This is a genomic window from Cellulomonas sp. P22 (assembly GCF_044392165.1).
Window position 1 is genome coordinate 82678 of sequence record NZ_JBISBW010000007.1, and the last position, 18773, is coordinate 101450.

Consider the following 18773-nt stretch of genomic DNA (forward strand, 5'->3'; position numbering starts at 1 on the left):
CGCGGCCAGGCTCAGCGCGCCGGGGGCTCCGACTCGAGCAGGATCGTCACGGGCCCGTCGTTGACGAGCTCGACCTGCATGTCGGCGCCGAAGCGACCCGTGGCGACCTCGAGCCCGCGCGCCCGCAGGGCCTCGACCACGTCGTCGACGAGCGGTTCGGCGACCGGGCCGGGGGCGGCGGCGTTCCACGTCGGGCGGCGGCCCTTGCGGGTGTCGCCGTAGAGCGTGAACTGGCTGACCACCAGCACGGGAGCGCCCGCGTCGACCGCGCTGAGCTCGCCGCGCAGGATGCGCAGCTCGGCGATCTTGCGGGCCACGAGCTCGACCTGCGCCGCACCGTCGCCCGGGGTCACCCCGACGAGCGCCACCAGCCCGGGCCGGTCGATGTGCCCGACGACCTCGCCGTCGACCGACACGCTCGCGCGGGTGACGCGCTGGACGACAGCCCTCACGCCAGGCCCTGCGCCTCGGCGTCGACCGGCTCGACCAGTTCGGCGGGGTCAGCGGGGTCGGTGACGTCGTTGCCGAACGCGGCGAGCACCGCACCCACGGGCACGCCGTGGCCCAGCACGGTCACCAGGCCCGCGCGGCTCAGCGCCGCGACGTCGGTGCCGGGCGCACGGTCGGCCCCGGCGACGCGCAGCGCGGCCCGCAGCACCGTGGGGCGCGGGCGGGCGCCCCCGTCGAGGATCTTGAACGCGATCGCGCCGCCGTCCGCCAGCCCGGCCGCGTACACGCCCTCGGCGCCGTCCTTCGCGACGAGCCCGGGCACGGCCCGCATGAACGCCGTCGCGTCACGACCCGTGCCGGCCACATGCCAGGGGTGGGTGCTCATCGCGGTCGCGACCCGCGCCTCGGGGCTGCCGGGAGCCGCCGACGGGGCCCGGGCGATCGTCGAGAACGCCCGGGCGAGACCCGTGACGGTCGTCGAGAACAGCGGCGCACCGCAGCCGTCGACCGTCGCGTGCTCAGCCGGCACGCCCGTGAGCTCGGCGATCGTCGCGCGCACGGCCCGCTGCAGCGGGTGCTCGGGGTCGAGGTAGGTCGCTGTGTCCCAGCCCGCGGCGACACACGTCGCGACCATGGCCGCGTGCTTGCCCGAGCAGTTCTGCGCGACCGACGCGGGGCCGTGGCCCGCGACCTGCCAGGCCAGCGCGGCGGCGTCGTCGAGCGGCAGCGTCGGGGTGTTCTGCAGCGCGTCCTCACCGAGGCCCGCGCCGCCCAGGGTCGCGCGCACGGTCGTGAGGTGCTCGGGCTCGCCGTTGTGGCTCGCGGCTGCCAGCGCCAGACGCTCGCCGTCGATGTCGAGCCCGCTGCGCAGCATCGCCACGGCCTGCAACGGCTTGAGCGACGAGCGGGCGTAGATCACGTGCTCGGGGTCGCCGAGCGCGAGCCGCACGCTCCCGTCGGGGGCGAGGACCACGAGGTGGCCCACGTGCTCGGACTCGACCAGCTCACCGCGCCGCACCTGCGCGAGCACAGCCGCAGCGGTCGCGTGCCGGTCGGTGGTCGCACCCAGGGTCGTCACCTCGGCGCTCACCAGCCGCCCTGCCGAGGTCCGCCGGGGCCGCGGCGCCGCGAGTACGGCTCGACCGCCGGCTTGACGTCCACGAGGTACACGATCGACGCGACAGCGCTGCCCAGCGCGAGGAACGACAGCAGCCCGAGGCCCAGGGGGTACGGGATCGCCACGAACGCGGCGGCGACGGCGACCGCCAGGATCACCCCCCACTTCGCCTTGGTCAGCTTGCCGGTCGCGGTGAACGCGGCCTTGGGCCTGCGCAGCAGGTCGACGAGCGCCCAGACGGACAGCACGAAGATGACGAGGTAGAAGAACAGGTAGATGTACACCTGGAGTCCGGAGATCACGGGCCGAGCCTACGATGCCCGGCCGGGAACCCGGTCAGAGGGGTGGCAGGTGGTCCCGCGCCTCGCTGTCGCTGGCCCCGGTCGCCTGGAACAGGTCGACCACGAGCGACCGCGCGAGCAGCACGAGGCTCTGCAGCCGGATGTCGTGGTGGGCGAGCCGGTACGGGTCGAGCCGTTCACCTGCGGCCGCGAGCTGCGTGCGGGCCCGGTCGACCGACGAGCCCGCGCTCAGCGCCGTGCCCAGGTCGTCGACCCCGTCGGCGACGCCGTCGATCGCCCCGGCCAGCTCGACCAGGGCCGTGGTGTCGTCCGTCTGGATCGCTGTGAGCGCGCGCCGGGCCAGCACACGGGCGTTGCGCATCGCCCGGTCGGCCATGACGGCCGCGTGCTCGAGCTGTTCGAGGTCGGGTCGGTAGCGCCGGGCCAGCGGGGTGACGCGGGCGTTCTTGCGCGCGTCGGTGGCCGAGCTCTTCCAGTCGTCGAGGGCCGACTGCGACGAGCGGCCGGTGAGCAGCGCGTCCTCGAGGTCCTGGGCGACGCGGTCCCGCAGGCCGCGGGCGACGAGCCGCAGCACCGCAGCGAGGTCGACCATCGCGGTGCGGGCGTGGCGCCGTGACCAGCGCCGCGGGTCCGATGGGGTGACCGCGACGACGACGAACGCGGCCAGACCACCCACGACCGCGTCGGCCAGGCGCCCGAACCCGCCGCCCCCGGCGGCCGTCGCCGGCAGACCCACGATGACGATGGCCTGCGATCCCGCGAGCCGGGCCACGAGCTGGCCACGGTCGAGGAACCGCCCGATCAGCGCCGCGGCGACCAGCACCACGCCGACCTGCCACGCCCCCGAGCCGATGCCGTGCACCAGCAGCTCGGCGAGCCCGATGCCGACCGCGACGCCCCCCGAGATCTCGAGGATGCGGCGCAGCTGCCGGTCCTCGCTGAAGCCGAGCGCGATCCAGGCGCTGATCGGCGCGAAGATCGGGTACGGGTGGCCCAGCACCGACTGCGAGATCGCGAACGCGAGCGCGGCGGCGAACGCCGCCTGCAGGATCGCGAACCACGAGAACCGGACGCGCCGCGCACCCTCGACCGCGCGGCCCGCGACCACGGTGCGTGCCGCCGCGACCCGCGCGCCGAGAGGGACCGCTGGGTCCGCGGTGGAGCTGTTCACAGGCTCGGGTGGTGCCCCAGGCCGCGAGCCACGGGACCGCGTGCCGCCGGGCGGTCCACCGACACGCCCTCGCCCGCCACCACGACCTCCTGGCCGGCCGCGACCAGCCCGCCCTCGCTCTCGACCACGAGGTCGACGTCCGTCGGGACCGAGCGCTTGACCACGGCGAGGGCCACGGGCCCCAGCTCGTGGTGCCGGGCGACGCTCGTCACGTGCCCCACGGGCCGCCCGGGTTCGCCGCTACTGCGCAGCGCGCCGATCTCGCGCACCTCCGCGCCCGGCTCGGGCAGCACGTGCCCGGAGCCGTCGAGGTGCAGCATCACGAGCCGGCGCGGCGGACGACCGAGGTTGTGCACGCGCGCGACGGTCTCCTGGCCGCGGTAGCAGCCCTTCTCGAGGTGCACAGCGGTGCGCAGCCAGTCGAGCTCGTGCGGGATCGAGCGGTGGTCGACCTCGCGGGCGAGCCGCGGGCGCCAGGCCTCGACCCGCGCGGCCTCGGTGGCCCACGTGCCCACGAGCGGCCAGCCGGCCTGCTCGCGGGCCGCGACCTGCGCCTCGAGCTCGTCGCGCGGCACGAGCACGAGACGCCAGGCACGCTCGGCGCCGGGGTGGTCCGCGTCGTCGGGGCCGTAGCGGGTGCCGCCGGCCGCCGTGCGGGGCCACGGGTCGCGCCACGTGACGGGCTCGTCCTCGGCGCCCTCGGCGTCGACCGGCTCCCCGATCGCGGCCCACTCGTCGGTGACGTCCGCGACCTCGACGCGCAGCATGAACCGCATGCGGTCGAGCCACGCCGTGAGCGTCGGGGCGTGCGCGGCCTCGGTGATCAGCCACGTCGAGGTGCCGTCGTCGACCACGCCCGCGGCGTGCTCCACGTGCCCCTGCGGGCTGAGCACGAGCAGCTCGGTCGAGGTGCGCGGGGCGAGGTCGGTGAGGTGCTGCGACGTGATCGAGTGGAGCCAGCTCAGCCGGTCGGGCCCGCTCACGCGCACCACGCCGAGGTGCGACTGGTCCGCCACGCCGCCGCCACGGGTCAGCGCGCGCTGCTCGGCCGTCGGGTCTCCGTAGTGCCAGGCGACACCGGCGTCCGGCCCTGACCCCTCGACCGCGCCGCGCCGCGCGAGCAGCGGGCTGCGGTGCCGCGGGGCGACGGGTGCGGTCGACGTCTCGGCCGTGGGGTCGGCCATCGGGCTCACTCCTCGTCCGTGACCCGGGCGAGCCGCGCCGAGGCGTACGTCTGCATCGGCTGGCCGAACGCCGCGAGGTCGTTCGCCCACATGAGCTCACCCTGCACGAGCCCGTACAGCCGCGTGCCTGCCGTCACGTCGGCGCCCGTCGAGGTGCGGACCACGACGTCGCTCGCGAGGTCGATGCGCCCGTTGCCGACCGCCCCGAGGTACAGCGACACGTGGCCCGACGGGTCCGCGAGCAGCACCTCGACGGGGAACTGCTCGTCGGTCAGCTCGGCGGGACGCTCGGGCGGGACACGCCAGAAGCCGGACTCGGTGGACCACACGGGGCCGAGCTCCTGCGGCGATGCATCGTCGGCGGCGTCCTGCGCCGTGAGCGCCGCCGCGTCGTCAGGGGCGACGACCAGGCGGATGGTCGAGGTGTAGGAGAGGTACGGGCCACCGTCGTGGTCGAAGACGACGTCCTGCGTGAACGCGGACTCCTCGATCCCGGGGTAGCCGACGACACCTTCGCCGTGCCAGCGCCCCACGAGCCAGGCGAGCGGGTAGACCTCGGGTGCGAGTCCTTCGGGCAGGGTGAACGGCATGACTGCCTCCAGTCGGTCGGTCGGCGTCGGCCGTCAGCGCGACGTCAGCGCTGACCCTTGTACAGGCGGTACACCACGAAGCACGCGAACCACCCGATGGTGAGGGTCGCGGCCACGAGCAGGCCGATGAAAACTGCTTCGAGCGCTTCCATGCGCACGATCCTATCGACGTCACGCGCCTACGCTGGCCCGATGAGCGCCCCTCGTCGTGTCCTGGTCGTCAAGTGCACCTCGGGCACGGACCGGCCCGAGACCGCGAACCAGGCCCTGACCGTCGCCGCGACCGCCGTCGCGGCCGGCGCCGAGGTCAGCCTGTGGCTCACGGGCGAGGCGTCGTGGTTCGCGCTGCCGGGCCGTGCCGACGCGTTCGAGCTCGCGCACGCGGCCCCGCTGGCCGATCTGCTGGCCGCGGTGCTCGAAGGCGGCCGGGTGACGATCTGCACCCAGTGCGCGGCCCGCCGCGACATCGGGCCCGACGACCTGCTGCCCGGCGTGCGCATCGCGGGCGCGCCGGTCTTCGTCGAGGAGGTCCTGGCCCCCGACGTGCAGGCCCTCGTCTACTGACGGTCAGGACGCGCGCGCGCGCAGCCGCAGGCCCAGCAGGTACAGCTCGCAGCCGAGGCACAGCCCGAACACAGCGTTGAGGAACGCCGCGACGAGCGCGAACGCCGCTGCCACGGGAACGGCGACGCCCACCCCGGCCACCGCGAGCACCACGCCCAGGCCGGTGATGACGAGGCCGACGAGCTGGGCGAAGCGCGGCGGACGCGGGTCCTCGAGCTCCGTGGGCGGTGCGAGCCGCGGCCGCACGAGCTGGCGGAACACGAGCCCCTGCACCGAGCCCTGCGCGCCGCGGGCAGCGCCCACCGCGAACAGCGCGGCGACGACGGTCAGGAGCACCAGGGCGGGGACGGCGGGCAGCAGCAGCACCACGACGAGCAGGACGGCGGTCAGCGCCGCCCCGACACGCGGCCCTCGCGGGTCGATCCCCGCCGGAGCGGGTCTCGGCTGACGCGTGGGGACCGCGGGGACCGCGGGTGCCGCGGATGCGGTCGGGTGGAGAGACGGGTCGCTCATGGGTCCTCCCGGACGGGTGGAGAGGGCTGGCGCAGGGTGGGCGGTGCACAGAGGAGGCACTGGACCGGCGGACGCCGCGAGGTCCGGTGCCGGACGGGGCCGGCGGACGGCGGACCGCGGCGTGAGCGCTGGGCTCAGCGGCCGGGGACCGCCCCAGGACACGACTCGATCGCGGCGAGGGCCTGCGCACGGGTCGTCGCCCCCGACATGCGCCCGACCACGGTTCCCGCGGCGTCGAGCACGAGCACGGTCGGGGTGCGGAGCACGTTCAGCCGGCGCACGAGACCCAGGTGCTGCTCGACGTCGAGCTCGGCGTGCACGGTGCCGGGCCGCTCGGCGGCCAGCTCGGTGAGCACCTCACGCACGCGGCGGCACGGTGCGCACACAGCGCTCGACAGCTGCAGGAGGGTGGTCCGCTCGCCCAGCGGGATGCCGATCTCGGTCGCCGTGAGGCGCTCAGCGCGGTCGGTCGGCGCCGTCGGCCCACTCGGGACCAGGGTGAAGCGACCCTCGCGGGACCGCCACCACACGCCCAGCCCGGCCGCGGCGACGAGCACCGTGACGACCAGGACCGCGCGCAGAAGCATCGTTCAACCTACCAAGACCCGGCCCGCGACGTACACCAGGGTCCCGGTCACGGTGACCGGGAGCACGATCGCCGCGAGCGTGGCGGGGAACCGGTCGAGCGCGGGGAGCCGGTCGAAGAGCTGGCGCAGCGCTGCGACCAGCACACCGACCGCGAGCCCGAGCAGCACGCCCGCGCGCGCGTCGAGCCCGGGGAGCACGAGCCCGGCGAGCGCACCGGCCGCCAGTGCGGACGCCGTGGTGGCCCCCGCCCCAGCCCAGGAGCGCAGCGGCAGGGCGGCGACGGCGGACCCGACGGCCAGCGCGAGGGCACCCGCGATCACGAGTCCCTCACCGCCGACGGTGCGCTGCGTCGCGACCCACCCCGCGGCGGCGACCGCCACGAGCGTCCCGGCCACGGTGCCCGAGACCGACTCGACGAGGCGCTCGCGCCCGCCACCGCGCAGCAGCTCGTTGACGAACGCGAGGAGGACGGCGAACGCGAAGACGACGGGCAGGTGACGCAGCAGCGGGTCACCGGCGGTGCGGTGCACGGCCCACACGGCACCGACGCCACCGAGCGCGATCACAGCGGTCGATCCTGGCCTGCTGGGCAGGTTGACGAGCACGGGCCAGCCGAACGCGAAGGCCAGGGCGAGCACGCCGACCACGGCGACGAGCGGGAGCTCGCCGAGGGAGGTGTCACCGAGGTACCCGGCGACCGCGACGAGCGCGGCGAGGACTGCCGTCGAGACGGCGCGGGACGAGAGCTGCACCGCGCTACCTGACCTGACCGGGACGGACCACGACGGAGTGGTCCTGGGTGCGGAACGACAGGGTCGTCACCGTCGCTGCGGGAGGGAGGGAGCCGGGCACGGCGTCGATTGTCGCAGACGGTCACCGCCGGCGAGCCGAGGACGCCCACGACGACAGCCGACATCCGCACCGTACGTGCAGGTGGGTGACAGGAGGGTGACAGGCATCTCGACGCGGTCCACGTGCGATCGGCGGCGGGGATGCACGCGGTAGCGTGTCCACACCCGCACGCTAGGAGGTTCCGTCGGTGGCAGACCTGCTGCTGCTCACCCCTGCGCCCGGCGGTTCGGCTCAGGTCCTCCCGGCACTCGGTCTGCTCTCGCACCGGGTGCGGGTCCTTCCCGTGGAACCGTCGGCGCTCGTCGACGCGCCCGATTCCGACATCATCGTGCTCGACGCGCGCCGTGATCTCGTCACCGCACGCACGACGTGCCGGTTGCTGCGCGCCACGGGGCTGACGGTCCCGCTCGTGCTGGTGCTCACCGAGGGCGGTCTCACGGTCGTGACGGCCGAGTGGGGTGCCGACGACATCATCCTCGAGAACGCGACGCCGGCCGAGGTCGAGACGCGCTTCCGTCTGGTGATCGAGCGGTCGGCGGCCTCGTCGGCGTACACGGACCAGCCGCAGGAGATCTCCGCGGGCGAGCTGATGATCGACCCGGGCGGGTACACGGCGCGGCTGCGCGGTCGTCCGCTCGACCTGACCTACAAGGAGTTCGAGCTCCTCAAGTACCTGGTGCAGCACCCGGGTCGCGTCTTCACCCGCGCCCAGCTGCTGCAGGAGGTGTGGGGCTACGACTACTACGGGGGCACCCGCACGGTCGACGTCCACGTGCGGCGGTTGCGGGCCAAGCTCGGCCTCGAGCACGAGCAGCTCATCGGCACGGTCCGCAACGTGGGCTACCGCTTCGACCCGCCCAAGGACCGTCGCGTCGCTGCGACCGCCGAGGCGGGCGACACGCAGACCGCCGACGCCTGACGCGGCCGGGCCCAGCGACTGCGGATAACCTGACGGTTGGTGCGCCGGGAAGTCTGGTCGGCAGTCCCGTCCGCGCGCCCGTGAGGTGGCCTGCATGCCCGCTATCGACCGACCCGTCCAGCGACTCTTCCAGCGCCTCACGGCGCGCGAGGAGAGCCAGCTGCTCGCCACGCTCCGCGAGGAGCGCACCGGCGGGTTCCTGCTGCTGCTGGGCGCAGTCGTTGCCCTCGTCTGGGCGAACTCGCCGTGGGCCTCGACCTACGACGAGCTGCTCGGCACGGTCGTGGGCCCGAGCGCTCTGCACCTCGACCTGACCGTCGCTGCGTGGGCCACCGACGGCCTGCTGGCGATCTTCTTCTTCGTGGTCGGTCTCGAGCTCAAGCGCGAGTTCGTCGATGGCGAGCTGCGGCGCTTCAGCACGGCTGTGGTGCCCGCGGTCGCGGCCGTCGGCGGCATGATCGTGCCGGCGCTCCTCTACCTCACGGTCAACCTCGCGTCGTCGGGCGGATCGGCCCGCGGCTGGGCGATCCCGACGGCGACCGACATCGCCTTCGCGGTGGCCGTCCTGTCCGTGGTGGGCCGGAACCTGCCCAACGCGCTGCGGGCGTTCCTGCTGACGCTCGCGGTCGTGGACGACCTGCTCGCGATCATCGTCATCGCGGTCTTCTTCACCGACGAGCTGAACCTCGTCGCGCTGGCCGCAGCCCTGCTGTGCACGCTCGCGTTCGGTCTCGCTGTCCGTCGGCGCGGCTGGCGGTCACCGGCGGTGCTCATCCCGCTCGCGCTCCTCACGTGGGGCTTCATGCACGCCTCGGGGGTGCACGCGACGATCGCCGGCGTGCTGCTCGCGCTGACGGTGCCCGCCGTGGCCGGCCCGGGCCAGCCGTCGAGCGACGCGGAGCGGTTCGAGCACCGGTGGCGGCCAGTGTCCGCGGGGTTCGCGGTGCCCGTGTTCGCGCTGTGCGCCGCGGGCGTGAGCCTGTCCGCGGCGGCGATCGCGGGGACTGTCGCGGACCCGGTCGCGCAGGGCGTGGCGCTCGGGCTCGTGGTCGGCAAGCCCCTGGGCATCGTGCTCGCCACGTGGCTCGTGGCCCGGTTCACGCACGCCACGCTCGCAGCCGAGCTCGGCTGGGGAGACGTGGTCGCGGTCGGGCTCGTCGGGGGGATCGGGTTCACGGTGTCGCTGCTCATCGGCGAGCTGGCGTTCGGTGACGGCACCCCGCACGGCGAGCACCTCAAGGTCGCGATCCTCGGGGCGTCGCTGCTCGCGGCGCTCATCGGGGGCACCGCGCTGGCCCTGCGTGACCGATACCACGCCAGACCCGCCCCCACCAGCGTCGATCCGGCAGAACCGACCGCCCCGAACCGGTAGGTTCGCTGGTGATGACCACCGACTCCTCGGCCCTGGTCCTCGACGGACCGTGGCGTCACCAGCTCGTACCGGCGAACGGTGCCCGCTTCCACGTGGCCGTCGCCGGCCCGGACGATCGCGACGCACCCCTCGTGGTGCTCCTGCACGGCCTCCTGCAGTTCTGGTGGTCGTGGCGCCACCAGCTCCCCGCGCTCGGCGACGCCGGGTACCGCGTCGTCGCGATGGACCTGCGCGGCACCGCCGGGTCCGACAAGCCGCCGCAGGGGTACGACGTGCCGACGCTGACCCGTGACGTCGCGGGCGTCGTGCGCTCGCTCGGCGGTGACCGCGCCGTCGTCGTCGGGCACGGCCTGGGCGGCGAGGTCGCGTGGTCGATGCCCGCGTACCAGCCGTCGCTCACGCAGGGGGTCGCTGTGCTCTCGGCACCGCACCCGCTCCAGGCCCGGGCCGAGCCGCGTGTCACGCTGCGCCCAGCTGCCGCTCGCCACCTCGCGTACTTCCAGGTGCCCTACCTGCCCGAGCGCTCGCTCACGCGCTCCGACCTCGCGATCCGGCTCATGCGCGAGTGGGGTGCGCCCGGCTGGCTCGACGAGGACGTGGCCGACACGTACCGCAGGGCCGTGCGGGTGCCGTTCGCGGCCCACTCCTCGATGGAGCAGGCGCGCTGGATCGTGCGCTCGGGCCCCCGGCTCGACGGTCGCCGCTACCTGGCGGCCATGCGCTCGGCCGCGGCGGTGCCTGTGCTCCAGCTGCACGGGGCCCTCGACGGCTGCCGGCCGCCGGCCGCAGCGCCCGTCTCGGGTCACGTCGCGGCGAGCCTGGGCGCCGGGTACCACTTCGAGCTGCTGCCGAACGCCGGCCACTACCTGCCCGAGGAGGCACCCGAGCGGGTCACCGAGCTGCTGCTCGACTGGCTCCGCGAGGTCTCCCCCGCCTGAGCCCGAGCCTGAGCCTGAGCCCGAACCAGCGTCGCTGCCGCCGGGTCAGCCCTTGAGCATCTCTGCGGCGAGCACCGGGTCGGTCTCGCCGATGCCGTAGGACGGGCACTCCCCAGCCACCGGGCACGCGCCGCACGCGGGCCTGCGCGCGAAGCAGGTGCGCCGGCCATGGAAGATCAGCCGGTGCGAGGCCATGGTCCACTCGGGCCGCTCGATCAGCTCGGCGATGTCCTGCTCCACCTTGACCGGGTCCTCCTCGGTGGTCCAGCCGAGCCTGCGGGCCAACCGCCCGACGTGCGTGTCGACTGTGATCCCCGGGATGCCGAACGCGTTGCCGAGCACCACGTTGGCCGTCTTGCGCCCGACCCCGGGCAGCGTCACGAGGTCCACGAGCCGGCTCGGCACCTCACCGTCGAAACGCTCGACCAGCTCGCGTCCGATGCCCCGCAGCGCCTCGGTCTTGGCCCGGAAGAAGCCCGTGGGACGCAGCAGCTCCTCGAGCTCGATGCGGTCGGCCGACGCGTACGCCTTCGCGTCGGGGTACTCCGCGAACAGCTCGGGCGTGACCTGGTTGACACGCACGTCGGTGGTCTGGGCGGAGAGCACGGTCGCCACCAGCAGCTCGAGGGGCGTCGTGAAGTCCAGCTCGCACCGCGCGTCCGGGTACCGGATCGCGAGCTCGCGGTTGATGCGTCGGGCCCTGCGCACACGCGCGAGGGGAGTCTCTTCCTGCCACCTACGCGTCGTGGTCATCCCTGGAGCCTACGCAACGGCGGCGACACGCGGGGCCAGGTCCGACATGCCGGTCTGGGCACTGCTCCTGCAGGGTGATCCTCGCCCCCGGAGGCGTCGGCCACCTCAAGTCGTCCCACGCGCGGACCGAAGACCCAGATGAGCGCGCCGGACCAGGCGTGCCGGTCCCGGGCCAGGAGAGGTCATGCCCCCAGTCGTGTCGACGCTGTCGCACTGCAGCGAGCTGCGCAGCACCCGCCGCGCGCTGCGCGCCGAGAGCACCCGCGTCGGCTGGTGGCGACGGCTCGTCCAGGCGCGGCTCGACCTCGCCGTCGCCGCGGTCGCTCCCCCCGAGCCGCTCGGCGAGGAGATGGCGCTGTTCGCGCTCCCCGACGACCGCGCGTGCGCCCCCCAGGCCGCGGAGCTGTTCCGGGCGCTGCGCGGCGACGCCCCGGCGGTCGAGGTCTCCCAGCTGACAGTGCTGCGCGACCTCGACGAACGCCTCGCGTGCTACGAACGCCACGTCGACGAGGCCCTCGCCCGCATCACCGAAGAGCTCGTCCAGGCGCTCTCGGCCGACCCCCTGACGACCCTCGACGAGATCCCCGAGGCCCCGCGCCTAGCCTGATGCGGCAGACTGACCCTCAGAGACGTTCCGTCGGAGAAGGTGAGGTGCCAGCGTGGAGGACGACGTCGTGCTGACGGCGCCATTGTTCGCGAACATGGATCCCGAGGCTTCTCGGGCCCTGATCGCGTCGATGACCCCGATCGAGGTGACACGGGGAGAGGTGCTGTTCCACGAGGGGGAGCCGGGCGACCGGCTGTTCGTGATCCGCTCGGGCAAGATCAAGCTCGGACGCCGCTCGAACGACGGACGCGAGAACCTGCTCGCGATCCTCGGCCCCGGCGAGATGTTCGGTGAGCTCTCGCTGTTCGACCCGGGCCCCCGCACCGCCACGGCGACGATCGTCGCCGACGGCAGCGTGCTCGAGCTGGGCCACACCGCGCTCATCGCGTGGCTCGAGGCCAACCCGACCGTCTCCAAGCACCTCCTCGGCGCGCTCGCCCGGCGCCTGCGTCGCACCAACGAGGCCCTCGCCGACCTGGTGTTCTCCGACGTCCCGGGTCGCGTCGCCAAGGCCCTGCTCGACCTGTCGACCCGCTTCGGGGAGACCGTCGACGAGGGCATCCGGGTCGCCCACGACCTCACGCAGGAGGAGCTGGCCCAGCTCGTCGGTGCCTCGCGCGAGACTGTCAACAAGGCGTTGGCCGACTTCGCGGCACGCGGCTGGGTGCGCCGCGAGGGCCGCGCCGTCGTGCTGCTCGACGTCGACAGGCTCGAACGGCGCGCGCGCTGACCCCTCCCACCCTCGGGGCGGGTACGACGAAGGGCCCGCCGCGGCGGGCCCTTCGTCGTGTTCGGGAAGATGTCGCGGGCAGGTGCCGCTGTCAGCGGACCTCGACGACGAGCTCGATCTCGAGCGGCGAGTCGAGCGGCAGGACGGCCACACCGACGGCCGAGCGTGCGTGCACGCCCGCGTCGCCGAAGACCGCCTGGAACAGCTCGCTCGCCCCGTTGATCACGCCGGGCTGGCCGGTGAACGACGGGTCGCTCGCGACGAAGCCGACGACCTTGACCACGCGGACCACGTTGTCGAGCCCCCCCGCCACCGAGGCGACGGCGGCGAGCGCGTTGAGCGCGGCTGTGCGCGCGAGGTCGGTGGCCACGGCCGGGTCCACGAGACCCTCGCCGGCGCCGACCTTGCCGGTCACCGCGAGCGCGCCACCGACGAACGGGAGCTGGCCCGAGGTGTAGACGTACGCACCGGTGCGGACCGCGGGGACGTACGAGGCGACGGGGGCCGCGACGGGGGGCAGCTCGAGGCCGAGCTCGGCCAGGCGAGCGGTCGGGGCGCTCATGCGGACCGCGGACGCTTGAGGTAGGCCACGAGCCCGGCGTCAGGGCCCTGGACGACCTGCACGAGCTCCCAGCCGTCCGACCCCCACTGGTCGAGGATCGCCTTGGTGGCATGGATGATGAGCGGAACTGTCGCGTATTCCCACGTGGTGGCCATGACGAAACCTTAGTGCGCGCCTACGACCAGGTCGCCGGCCAGGACGAGCTCGGCCTTCCAGGACCGCACCTCGGGGCGTCGCCGCAGCAGCGCCCGCCGCTCCCGTTCGGTCATCCCGCCCCAGACGCCGAAGTCCATGCGGTTGTCGAGCGCGTCGGCCAGGCACTCGAGACGGACCGGGCATCCTGTGCAGACGGCACGCGCCTCGCGCTGGGCCGCGCCCTCGACGAACAACGCGTCCGGCGAGACCTTGCCCAGTCCGCACGCCGCTCGCACCGCCCAGTGCGCGTCCTGCAGCATCGTTCCCACGCGTGCTCCTCACCTCCGGCAGCCGTCGGCCCACCGGCGCCCCCTCGAGCCCCCGTTCGGGGCCCACCGGGACGCTAGCGGCTGGGTTGTCCCCTGCACATCCTCCGATCGGGTCATTCCGGGCCGCTCACAACCCCCATACCGGGCGAACCGGTCAGCTGGGACCCCGTAGCGCTCGCCGGGTGCCCTCCGAGGACCGCACGTACGCTCTTTCAATGGGGGCAGGATCGGCACGAAACCGTCAGACCAACCTTGTCCAGGCAGCCGCACTGCTGGTTGCTTTCGCGCTCGTCGCCGGCGTGGGCGGCCTGCTCGCAGCTGGTCTCGCGATGCCCGCGGTGGCGCTGCTGAACGGTTCGACGGGCGTCACCCGCGAGGCGTTCGACTCGCTTCCGTCCGAGCTGTCGGTGCAGCCCATCTCGGAGAAGTCCGTGATGCTCGCCTCGGACGGCACGGCGCTCGCCGAGTTCTACGCCGAGGACCGCGAGAGCGTGGCGCTCGCCGACATCTCGGCGATCATGCAGAAGGCCGTGATCGCGACCGAGGACAAGCGCTTCTACGAGCACGGGGGCATCGACCCGACGGGCATGCTGCGCGCCGTGGCCCGCAACGCCTCGGGCGGCTCGACCCAGGGCGCCTCGACGCTCACGCAGCAGTACGTGAAGAACGTGCTCATCGAGTCGGCCCTGCGCCGGGGCGACCGCGCCGCCGCGGCCGACGCTCGCGAGGCGGACGGGGTCGAGGGGTACGGCCGCAAGCTGCGCGAGGCCAAGCTCGCGGTCTCGCTCGAGAAGATCACCACCAAGGACAAGATCCTCGAGGACTACCTCAACATCGCCCAGTTCGGCATCGCGGTGTACGGCGTCGAGGCCGCGGCCCAGCGCTACTTCAGCAAGCCGGCGTCGGAGCTCGACTACGTCGAGGCGGCGACCCTCGCGGGGATCACGCAGAGCCCCACCAAGTGGGACCCGATCAAGAACCCCGAGGCGTCGCAGAAGCGGCGCGACGTGGTGCTGCAGCTCATGAAGGAGCAGGGGTACATCACCCCCGACGAGTACACGCAGGGGGTGGCGTTGCCGATCGGCGACACGCTGCACGTCCAGGACTCGCGGCTCGGCTGCAACGCCGCGGGTGCGGTCGTGGCTGGCTCGGGCTACTTCTGCGACTACGTGACGAAGGTGATCAAGAACGACCCGGCGTTCGGCGAGACGGTCGACGACCGGCTCGAGCTGCTGTACCGCGGCGGGCTGACGATCACCACCACGCTCGACAGCACCGAGCAGGTGCTCGCGGACCAGGAGGTCAAGGCGGGCATCCCTGTCGACGACCCGTCCGGCGTCTCGTCGGCGATCTCCGTGGTCGAGCCGGGCACGGGCCGCATCACCGCCATGGCGCAGAACCGCATCTACAACACAGCGAAGGACGCGCCCGCGCGCGAGACGTCGACCAACTTCAACAGCGACACCGGGTACGGCGGGTCGAGCGGCTTCGCTCCGGGCTCGACGTTCAAGCCGTTCACGCTGCTCGAGTGGCTGCGCGAGGGCCACACGCTCGAGGAGAGCATCGACGCGAGCCCGCTGTCGTACCCGATCCAGGCGTTCCGGGCACCGTGCGTGCGCGTCGGGCGCGAGATCTACAGGTTCGGCAACGCCGACCCGAGCGCGGGTGGCGTGATGTCGGTGCTCGACGCCACGAAGAACTCGGTGAACTCGGCGTACATCGCGATGGCCACCAAGCTCGACCTGTGCGCGATCATGAACGGCGCCACCAGCCTGGGCATCCTGCAGGGCGGCAACGGCAAGCCGTTCGACCCGCTGCCGGCCAACGTGATCGGCAGCCAGTCGGTCGCGCCGCTGCGCATGGCCACCGCGTTCGCCGCGTTCGCGGCGGGTGGCGTGTTCTGCTCGCCGATCGCGATCACGAGCGTCACCGGCCCGGAGGGCGAGCAGCTCCCGGTGCCGAGCGCCGGCTGCCATCAGGTCGTCGAGGTGCCCTACGCCGCGCAGATCAACTACGCGCTGGGCAACGTGTGGACCGGCACGGGCAAGTCGCTCGGGCTGCGCCCCTACCCGGCCTCGGGCAAGACGGGAACGACGAGCCACAACGAGGACACATGGTTCGTGGGCTACAACCCGCTGCGCGCGGCCGCCGTGTGGGTGGGCTTCAGCGAGGGGTTCATCCCCGTGCAGAACATGACCATCAACGGCAAGCAGGTCAAGTACACGTACGGCGCGACGATCGCCGGGCCCACCTGGGTGCGGTTCATGGACCAGGCGATGACCGGTCGCACGGTGCCGGACTTCGGCACGGTGGGGGCCGTGCAGCAGGCGGAGGGCGTCGCCGTGCCGAACGTCGTGGGGCAGACGATCGACGCCGCGACGGCCATGCTCACAGCCGCAGGCTTCCAGGTCGCGGTGGGCGACGCGCAGCCCGGGTACACCCCGGAGGGCACGGTCGGCGGGCAGGACCAGACCGCGTCGGCGCCCCCGGGAGCCACCATCACCCTCGTCCCGTCGAACGGCACCGTGCCCGAGGGCGGAGCGGAGCCACCGCCCAGCCCGACGCCCACGCCGACCTCCACGGACGGCGGCTGACGACCCGGCGGTCGGGTGACCTTCTGAGTCGTCCCATGTCCGGACATCTGCTGCTCTTGTAGCCTTCGCCCCATGGCGCCCTCCCCCCGCGGCCGACGCGTGAACCTCACGCAGGCGGCCGGCCTGCTCCTGGCCTTCGTCGTCACCGCCGCCGCGGGCGGTGTCGTGGTCGCGGCGCTCGCGGTCCCGGTCGTCGCGGTGACCAAGGGCACGACCGACGTGACGGTGACCGCGTTCGACGGGCTGCCCAGCGAGCTCGCGATCCAGGAGCTCCCCCAGAAGTCCACGATCCTCGCGGCCGACGGCTCGGTGCTCGCCGAGTTCTCCGACGAGAACCGCATCGTCGTGCCGCTCGAGGAGGTGGCGCCGATCATGCAGCAGGCCGTGATCGCGATCGAGGACAAGCGCTTCTACGAGCACGGCGGCATCGACCCCATGGGCATGGTGCGAGCGGCCGTCAGGAACGCGGCGACCACCGAGAAGCAGGGCGGCTCGACGCTGACGCAGCAGTACGTGAAGAACGTGCTCATCGAAAGGGCCAACAGCGAGGACGACCCCGAGGCGGCGGCCGCGGCCAAGGAGGCCGAGGGCACCGAGGGACTGAGCCGCAAGCTGCGGGAGGCCAAGCTCGCGATCTCTCTCGAGAAGGTCACGTCCAAGGACAAGATCCTCGAGGGCTACCTCAACATCGCCTCGTTCGGCACCGCGGTGTACGGGGTCGAGGCCGCGGCCGAGTACTACTTCGGCAAGACGGCTGCCGAGGTCGGCTACCTCGAGGCCGCGACGATCGCCGGCATCACGAAGGCCCCCAGCGCGTACGACCCGGTGAAGCACCCCGAGGCGTCGCAGGGCCGCCGGGACATCGTGCTCGGGGCCATGCGCGACCAGGCCGTCATCACGGAGGAGGAGTACGCCGCGGGCATCGCGACACCGCTGCCGGCGACGCTCAACGTCCAGGTGCCGAAGGCCGGCTGCCAGATGGCCAGCACGATCGTCCCCGGCTCGGGGTACTTCTGCGACTACGTCACCAAGGTCATCACCAACGACCCCGTGTTCGGCGCCGACGCCACGACCCGCTCGGACCTGCTCTACCGGGGCGGCCTGACGATCACCACGACGCTCGACCCGCGCGAGCAGACGCTCGCGGACGCCGCGGTCAAGGAGTGGCTGCCCGTGGACAACCCCGACGGGCTGTCCACCGCGATGTCCGTGGTCGAGCCCGGCACCGGGCGCATCACGGCCATGGCCCAGAACTGGGACTACGTGCCCGCGCGCGGCGAGGGCCGGCAGACCGCGCTCAACCTCAACGCCGACTTCGCCTACGGCGGGTCCAAGGGCTTCGCTCCCGGCTCGACGTTCAAGCCGTTCACGCTGCTCGAGTGGCTGCGCGAGGGGCACGCCCTGGGCGAGTACGTGGACGGCAGCAGGCGCCAGTGGAACCCGTCGGACTTCAACGCCCCCTGCACCACGCTGTCGTTCCCGACCTGGAAGCCCAACAACGCCGAGGGCGGCACGTTCTCACCCATGTCGGTGCTCGACGCGACCCGGAACTCGGTCAACTCGGCCTACCTGGCCATGGGTAGCAAGGTCAACCTCTGCTCCGTCTTCGAGGGCGCCACCCGGCTCGGCGTGCACATGCCCAGGGGTGAGACGTACCCGGTCCGGGCTGCGAACATCCTGGGCAGCAGCGAGGTCGCCCCGCTCACCATGAGCGCGGCGTTCGCGGGGTTCGCGAGCGGCGGCACCTTCTGCAAGCCGATCGCGATCACCAAGGTCATCGACCCTTCCGGCGCCGAGCTCCCCGTGCCGAGCGCCGACTGCCAGGAGGCGGTCGAGCCCCACATCGCGAACGCGATGAACTACGCGCTCAGCAACGTGTGGACGGGCACCGCGAAGCAGCTCGGGAAGACGTCGTACACGTCGGCCGGCAAGACCGGCACCACGTCGTTCAACGAGAACACCTGGTTCGCGGGCTACACCCCGCTGCGGTCCTCCGCGGTGTGGGTCGGATATGCGGACGCGTCGCGGCAGGCGAAGGGCATCTACGTCAAGGGGAAGTACGAGAAGTACGTGTACGGCGCGACGATCGCCGGACCCATCTGGCGCACCTTCATGGACCAGGCGATGGACGGTCTGGACGTCCCGGCGTTCGCCCCGCCGCGCGACAAGGAGGTCTACGGCGAGAAGGTCACAGTGCCGAACGTGCTCGGCCAGAGCGTCGAGGACGCGACCCGCACGCTGAAGGCCGCCGGGTTCAGCGTGAGCGTCTCCCCGGAGCAGGTGAGCTCGACCTTCCCCGCCGGTTCGGTCGGCGAGCAGTCGCCCAGCGGCACCGCGGTCAAGGGCTCGATCATCACGCTCAAGGCGTCGAACGGGCAGCAGCAGAACCCGCCGCCCGGCAACGGCCAGAACCCCGGGCCGGGGATCACGTTCCCGCCGAGCGTGGGGCGCCCCTGACGGCGGGGCAGCTCGCGCCTGTGCAGGTGCCGTAGAGGTCCTGCGA

At 73.1% G+C, this 18773-nt stretch carries 21 protein-coding genes; 8 read left to right on the forward strand and 13 right to left on the reverse strand.

The window, feature by feature from the left end:
• Nucleotides 1–11: 11 nt before the first annotated feature.
• From dtd to ACGIF2_RS09390, 6 genes are read right to left on the reverse strand one after another with little or no spacing between them, the layout of a single operon-like run.
• A complete protein-coding gene (gene dtd / locus ACGIF2_RS09365; RefSeq protein ID WP_396045865.1) occupies nucleotides 12–452 on the reverse strand; it encodes a D-aminoacyl-tRNA deacylase in 441 nt (146 codons plus the stop codon).
• Nucleotides 449–1543, reverse strand: coding sequence for an asparaginase (locus tag ACGIF2_RS09370; RefSeq protein WP_396046446.1), 1095 nt, complete (start codon nucleotides 1541–1543; stop codon nucleotides 449–451). The genes dtd and ACGIF2_RS09370 overlap by 4 nt, the downstream gene beginning before the upstream one ends.
• Nucleotides 1537–1869: a DUF2516 family protein gene (locus ACGIF2_RS09375; protein ID WP_396045867.1), complete on the reverse strand. Its 333-nt coding sequence runs from the start codon at nucleotides 1867–1869 to the stop codon at nucleotides 1537–1539. Before ACGIF2_RS09375 ends, ACGIF2_RS09370 begins: the two co-directional genes overlap by 7 nt.
• 34 nt (nucleotides 1870–1903) lie before the next feature.
• On the reverse strand, nucleotides 1904–3040 hold the full coding sequence (locus tag ACGIF2_RS09380; protein ID WP_396045869.1) for an aromatic acid exporter family protein: 1137 nt from the start codon (nucleotides 3038–3040) through the stop codon (nucleotides 1904–1906).
• Nucleotides 3037–4224 carry a YgfZ/GcvT domain-containing protein gene (locus tag ACGIF2_RS09385; protein WP_396045871.1) on the reverse strand — a complete coding sequence of 396 codons (1188 nt, stop codon included), beginning with the start codon at nucleotides 4222–4224 and terminating at the stop codon, nucleotides 3037–3039. Before ACGIF2_RS09385 ends, ACGIF2_RS09380 begins: the two co-directional genes overlap by 4 nt.
• A 5-nt stretch (nucleotides 4225–4229) precedes the next feature.
• Nucleotides 4230–4814 carry an FABP family protein gene (locus tag ACGIF2_RS09390; protein WP_396045873.1) on the reverse strand — a complete coding sequence of 195 codons (585 nt, stop codon included), beginning with the start codon at nucleotides 4812–4814 and terminating at the stop codon, nucleotides 4230–4232.
• 192 nt (nucleotides 4815–5006) lie between these two features.
• Between ACGIF2_RS09390 and ACGIF2_RS09395 the strand changes: the two genes are divergently transcribed.
• Entirely contained in the window at nucleotides 5007–5378 is a 372-nt protein-coding gene (locus ACGIF2_RS09395) for a DsrE family protein (protein ID WP_396045875.1), read from the forward strand.
• A 3-nt stretch (nucleotides 5379–5381) separates the two neighbouring features.
• On the opposite strand, the gene ACGIF2_RS09400 is transcribed toward ACGIF2_RS09395, so the two are convergent.
• The 3 genes from ACGIF2_RS09400 to ACGIF2_RS09410 form a co-directional block, all read right to left on the reverse strand.
• Nucleotides 5382–5891 carry a DUF4395 domain-containing protein gene (locus tag ACGIF2_RS09400; RefSeq protein WP_396045877.1) on the reverse strand — a complete coding sequence of 170 codons (510 nt, stop codon included), beginning with the start codon at nucleotides 5889–5891 and terminating at the stop codon, nucleotides 5382–5384.
• Between the two features lie 134 nt (nucleotides 5892–6025).
• Entirely contained in the window at nucleotides 6026–6478 is a 453-nt protein-coding gene (locus ACGIF2_RS09405) for a thioredoxin family protein (protein WP_396045879.1), read from the reverse strand.
• A gap of 3 nt (nucleotides 6479–6481) precedes the next feature.
• Entirely contained in the window at nucleotides 6482–7231 is a 750-nt protein-coding gene (locus tag ACGIF2_RS09410) for a hypothetical protein (protein WP_396045881.1), read from the reverse strand.
• A gap of 287 nt (nucleotides 7232–7518) precedes the next feature.
• On the opposite strand from ACGIF2_RS09410, the gene ACGIF2_RS09415 reads away from it, so the two are divergent.
• The 3 genes from ACGIF2_RS09415 (at nucleotide 7519) to ACGIF2_RS09425 (ending at nucleotide 10560) form a co-directional block, all read left to right on the forward strand.
• Nucleotides 7519–8250 (forward strand): winged-helix domain-containing protein, encoded by a 732-nt coding sequence (locus ACGIF2_RS09415; protein ID WP_396045883.1) that lies wholly within the window; start codon nucleotides 7519–7521, stop codon nucleotides 8248–8250.
• A gap of 94 nt (nucleotides 8251–8344) precedes the next feature.
• Nucleotides 8345–9622: a Na+/H+ antiporter NhaA gene (nhaA, locus tag ACGIF2_RS09420; RefSeq protein ID WP_396045885.1), complete on the forward strand. Its 1278-nt coding sequence runs from the start codon at nucleotides 8345–8347 to the stop codon at nucleotides 9620–9622.
• Nucleotides 9623–9633: 11 nt separating this feature from the next.
• Nucleotides 9634–10560 carry an alpha/beta fold hydrolase gene (locus ACGIF2_RS09425; RefSeq protein WP_396045887.1) on the forward strand — a complete coding sequence of 309 codons (927 nt, stop codon included), beginning with the start codon at nucleotides 9634–9636 and terminating at the stop codon, nucleotides 10558–10560.
• Nucleotides 10561–10605: 45 nt separating this feature from the next.
• Here ACGIF2_RS09425 and nth read toward each other — a convergent pair whose 3' ends face one another.
• Nucleotides 10606–11313 (reverse strand): endonuclease III, encoded by a 708-nt coding sequence (gene nth, locus ACGIF2_RS09430; RefSeq protein ID WP_396045889.1) that lies wholly within the window; start codon nucleotides 11311–11313, stop codon nucleotides 10606–10608.
• A 184-nt stretch (nucleotides 11314–11497) separates the two neighbouring features.
• Here nth and ACGIF2_RS09435 point away from each other — a divergent pair, with 184 nt between their 5' ends.
• On the forward strand, nucleotides 11498–11920 hold the full coding sequence (locus tag ACGIF2_RS09435; protein WP_396045891.1) for a hypothetical protein: 423 nt from the start codon (nucleotides 11498–11500) through the stop codon (nucleotides 11918–11920).
• Between the two features lie 52 nt (nucleotides 11921–11972).
• Nucleotides 11973–12650, forward strand: coding sequence for a Crp/Fnr family transcriptional regulator (locus tag ACGIF2_RS09440; protein WP_396045893.1), 678 nt, complete (start codon nucleotides 11973–11975; stop codon nucleotides 12648–12650).
• 91 nt (nucleotides 12651–12741) lie between these two features.
• On the opposite strand, the gene ACGIF2_RS09445 is transcribed toward ACGIF2_RS09440, so the two are convergent.
• The 3 genes from ACGIF2_RS09445 to ACGIF2_RS09455 are packed head-to-tail and all read right to left on the reverse strand — an operon-like array spanning nucleotide 12742 to nucleotide 13667.
• The gene (locus tag ACGIF2_RS09445) at nucleotides 12742–13212 is read right to left on the reverse strand and encodes a RidA family protein (protein ID WP_396045895.1); all 471 of its coding nucleotides are present in this window, start codon (nucleotides 13210–13212) and stop codon (nucleotides 12742–12744) included.
• On the reverse strand, nucleotides 13209–13367 hold the full coding sequence (locus tag ACGIF2_RS09450) for a hypothetical protein (RefSeq protein WP_396045897.1): 159 nt from the start codon (nucleotides 13365–13367) through the stop codon (nucleotides 13209–13211). The genes ACGIF2_RS09445 and ACGIF2_RS09450 overlap by 4 nt, the downstream gene beginning before the upstream one ends.
• A gap of 9 nt (nucleotides 13368–13376) precedes the next feature.
• Nucleotides 13377–13667 carry a WhiB family transcriptional regulator gene (locus ACGIF2_RS09455; RefSeq protein WP_396046448.1) on the reverse strand — a complete coding sequence of 97 codons (291 nt, stop codon included), beginning with the start codon at nucleotides 13665–13667 and terminating at the stop codon, nucleotides 13377–13379.
• A 224-nt stretch (nucleotides 13668–13891) separates the two neighbouring features.
• On the opposite strand from ACGIF2_RS09455, the gene ACGIF2_RS09460 reads away from it, so the two are divergent.
• Both ACGIF2_RS09460 and ACGIF2_RS09465 read left to right on the forward strand, forming a co-directional pair.
• Nucleotides 13892–16270: a transglycosylase domain-containing protein gene (locus ACGIF2_RS09460; protein WP_396045899.1), complete on the forward strand. Its 2379-nt coding sequence runs from the start codon at nucleotides 13892–13894 to the stop codon at nucleotides 16268–16270.
• Between the two features lie 72 nt (nucleotides 16271–16342).
• The gene (locus ACGIF2_RS09465) at nucleotides 16343–18727 is read left to right on the forward strand and encodes a penicillin-binding protein (RefSeq protein WP_396045901.1); all 2385 of its coding nucleotides are present in this window, start codon (nucleotides 16343–16345) and stop codon (nucleotides 18725–18727) included.
• The last annotated feature ends 46 nt before the right edge of the window (nucleotides 18728–18773 follow it).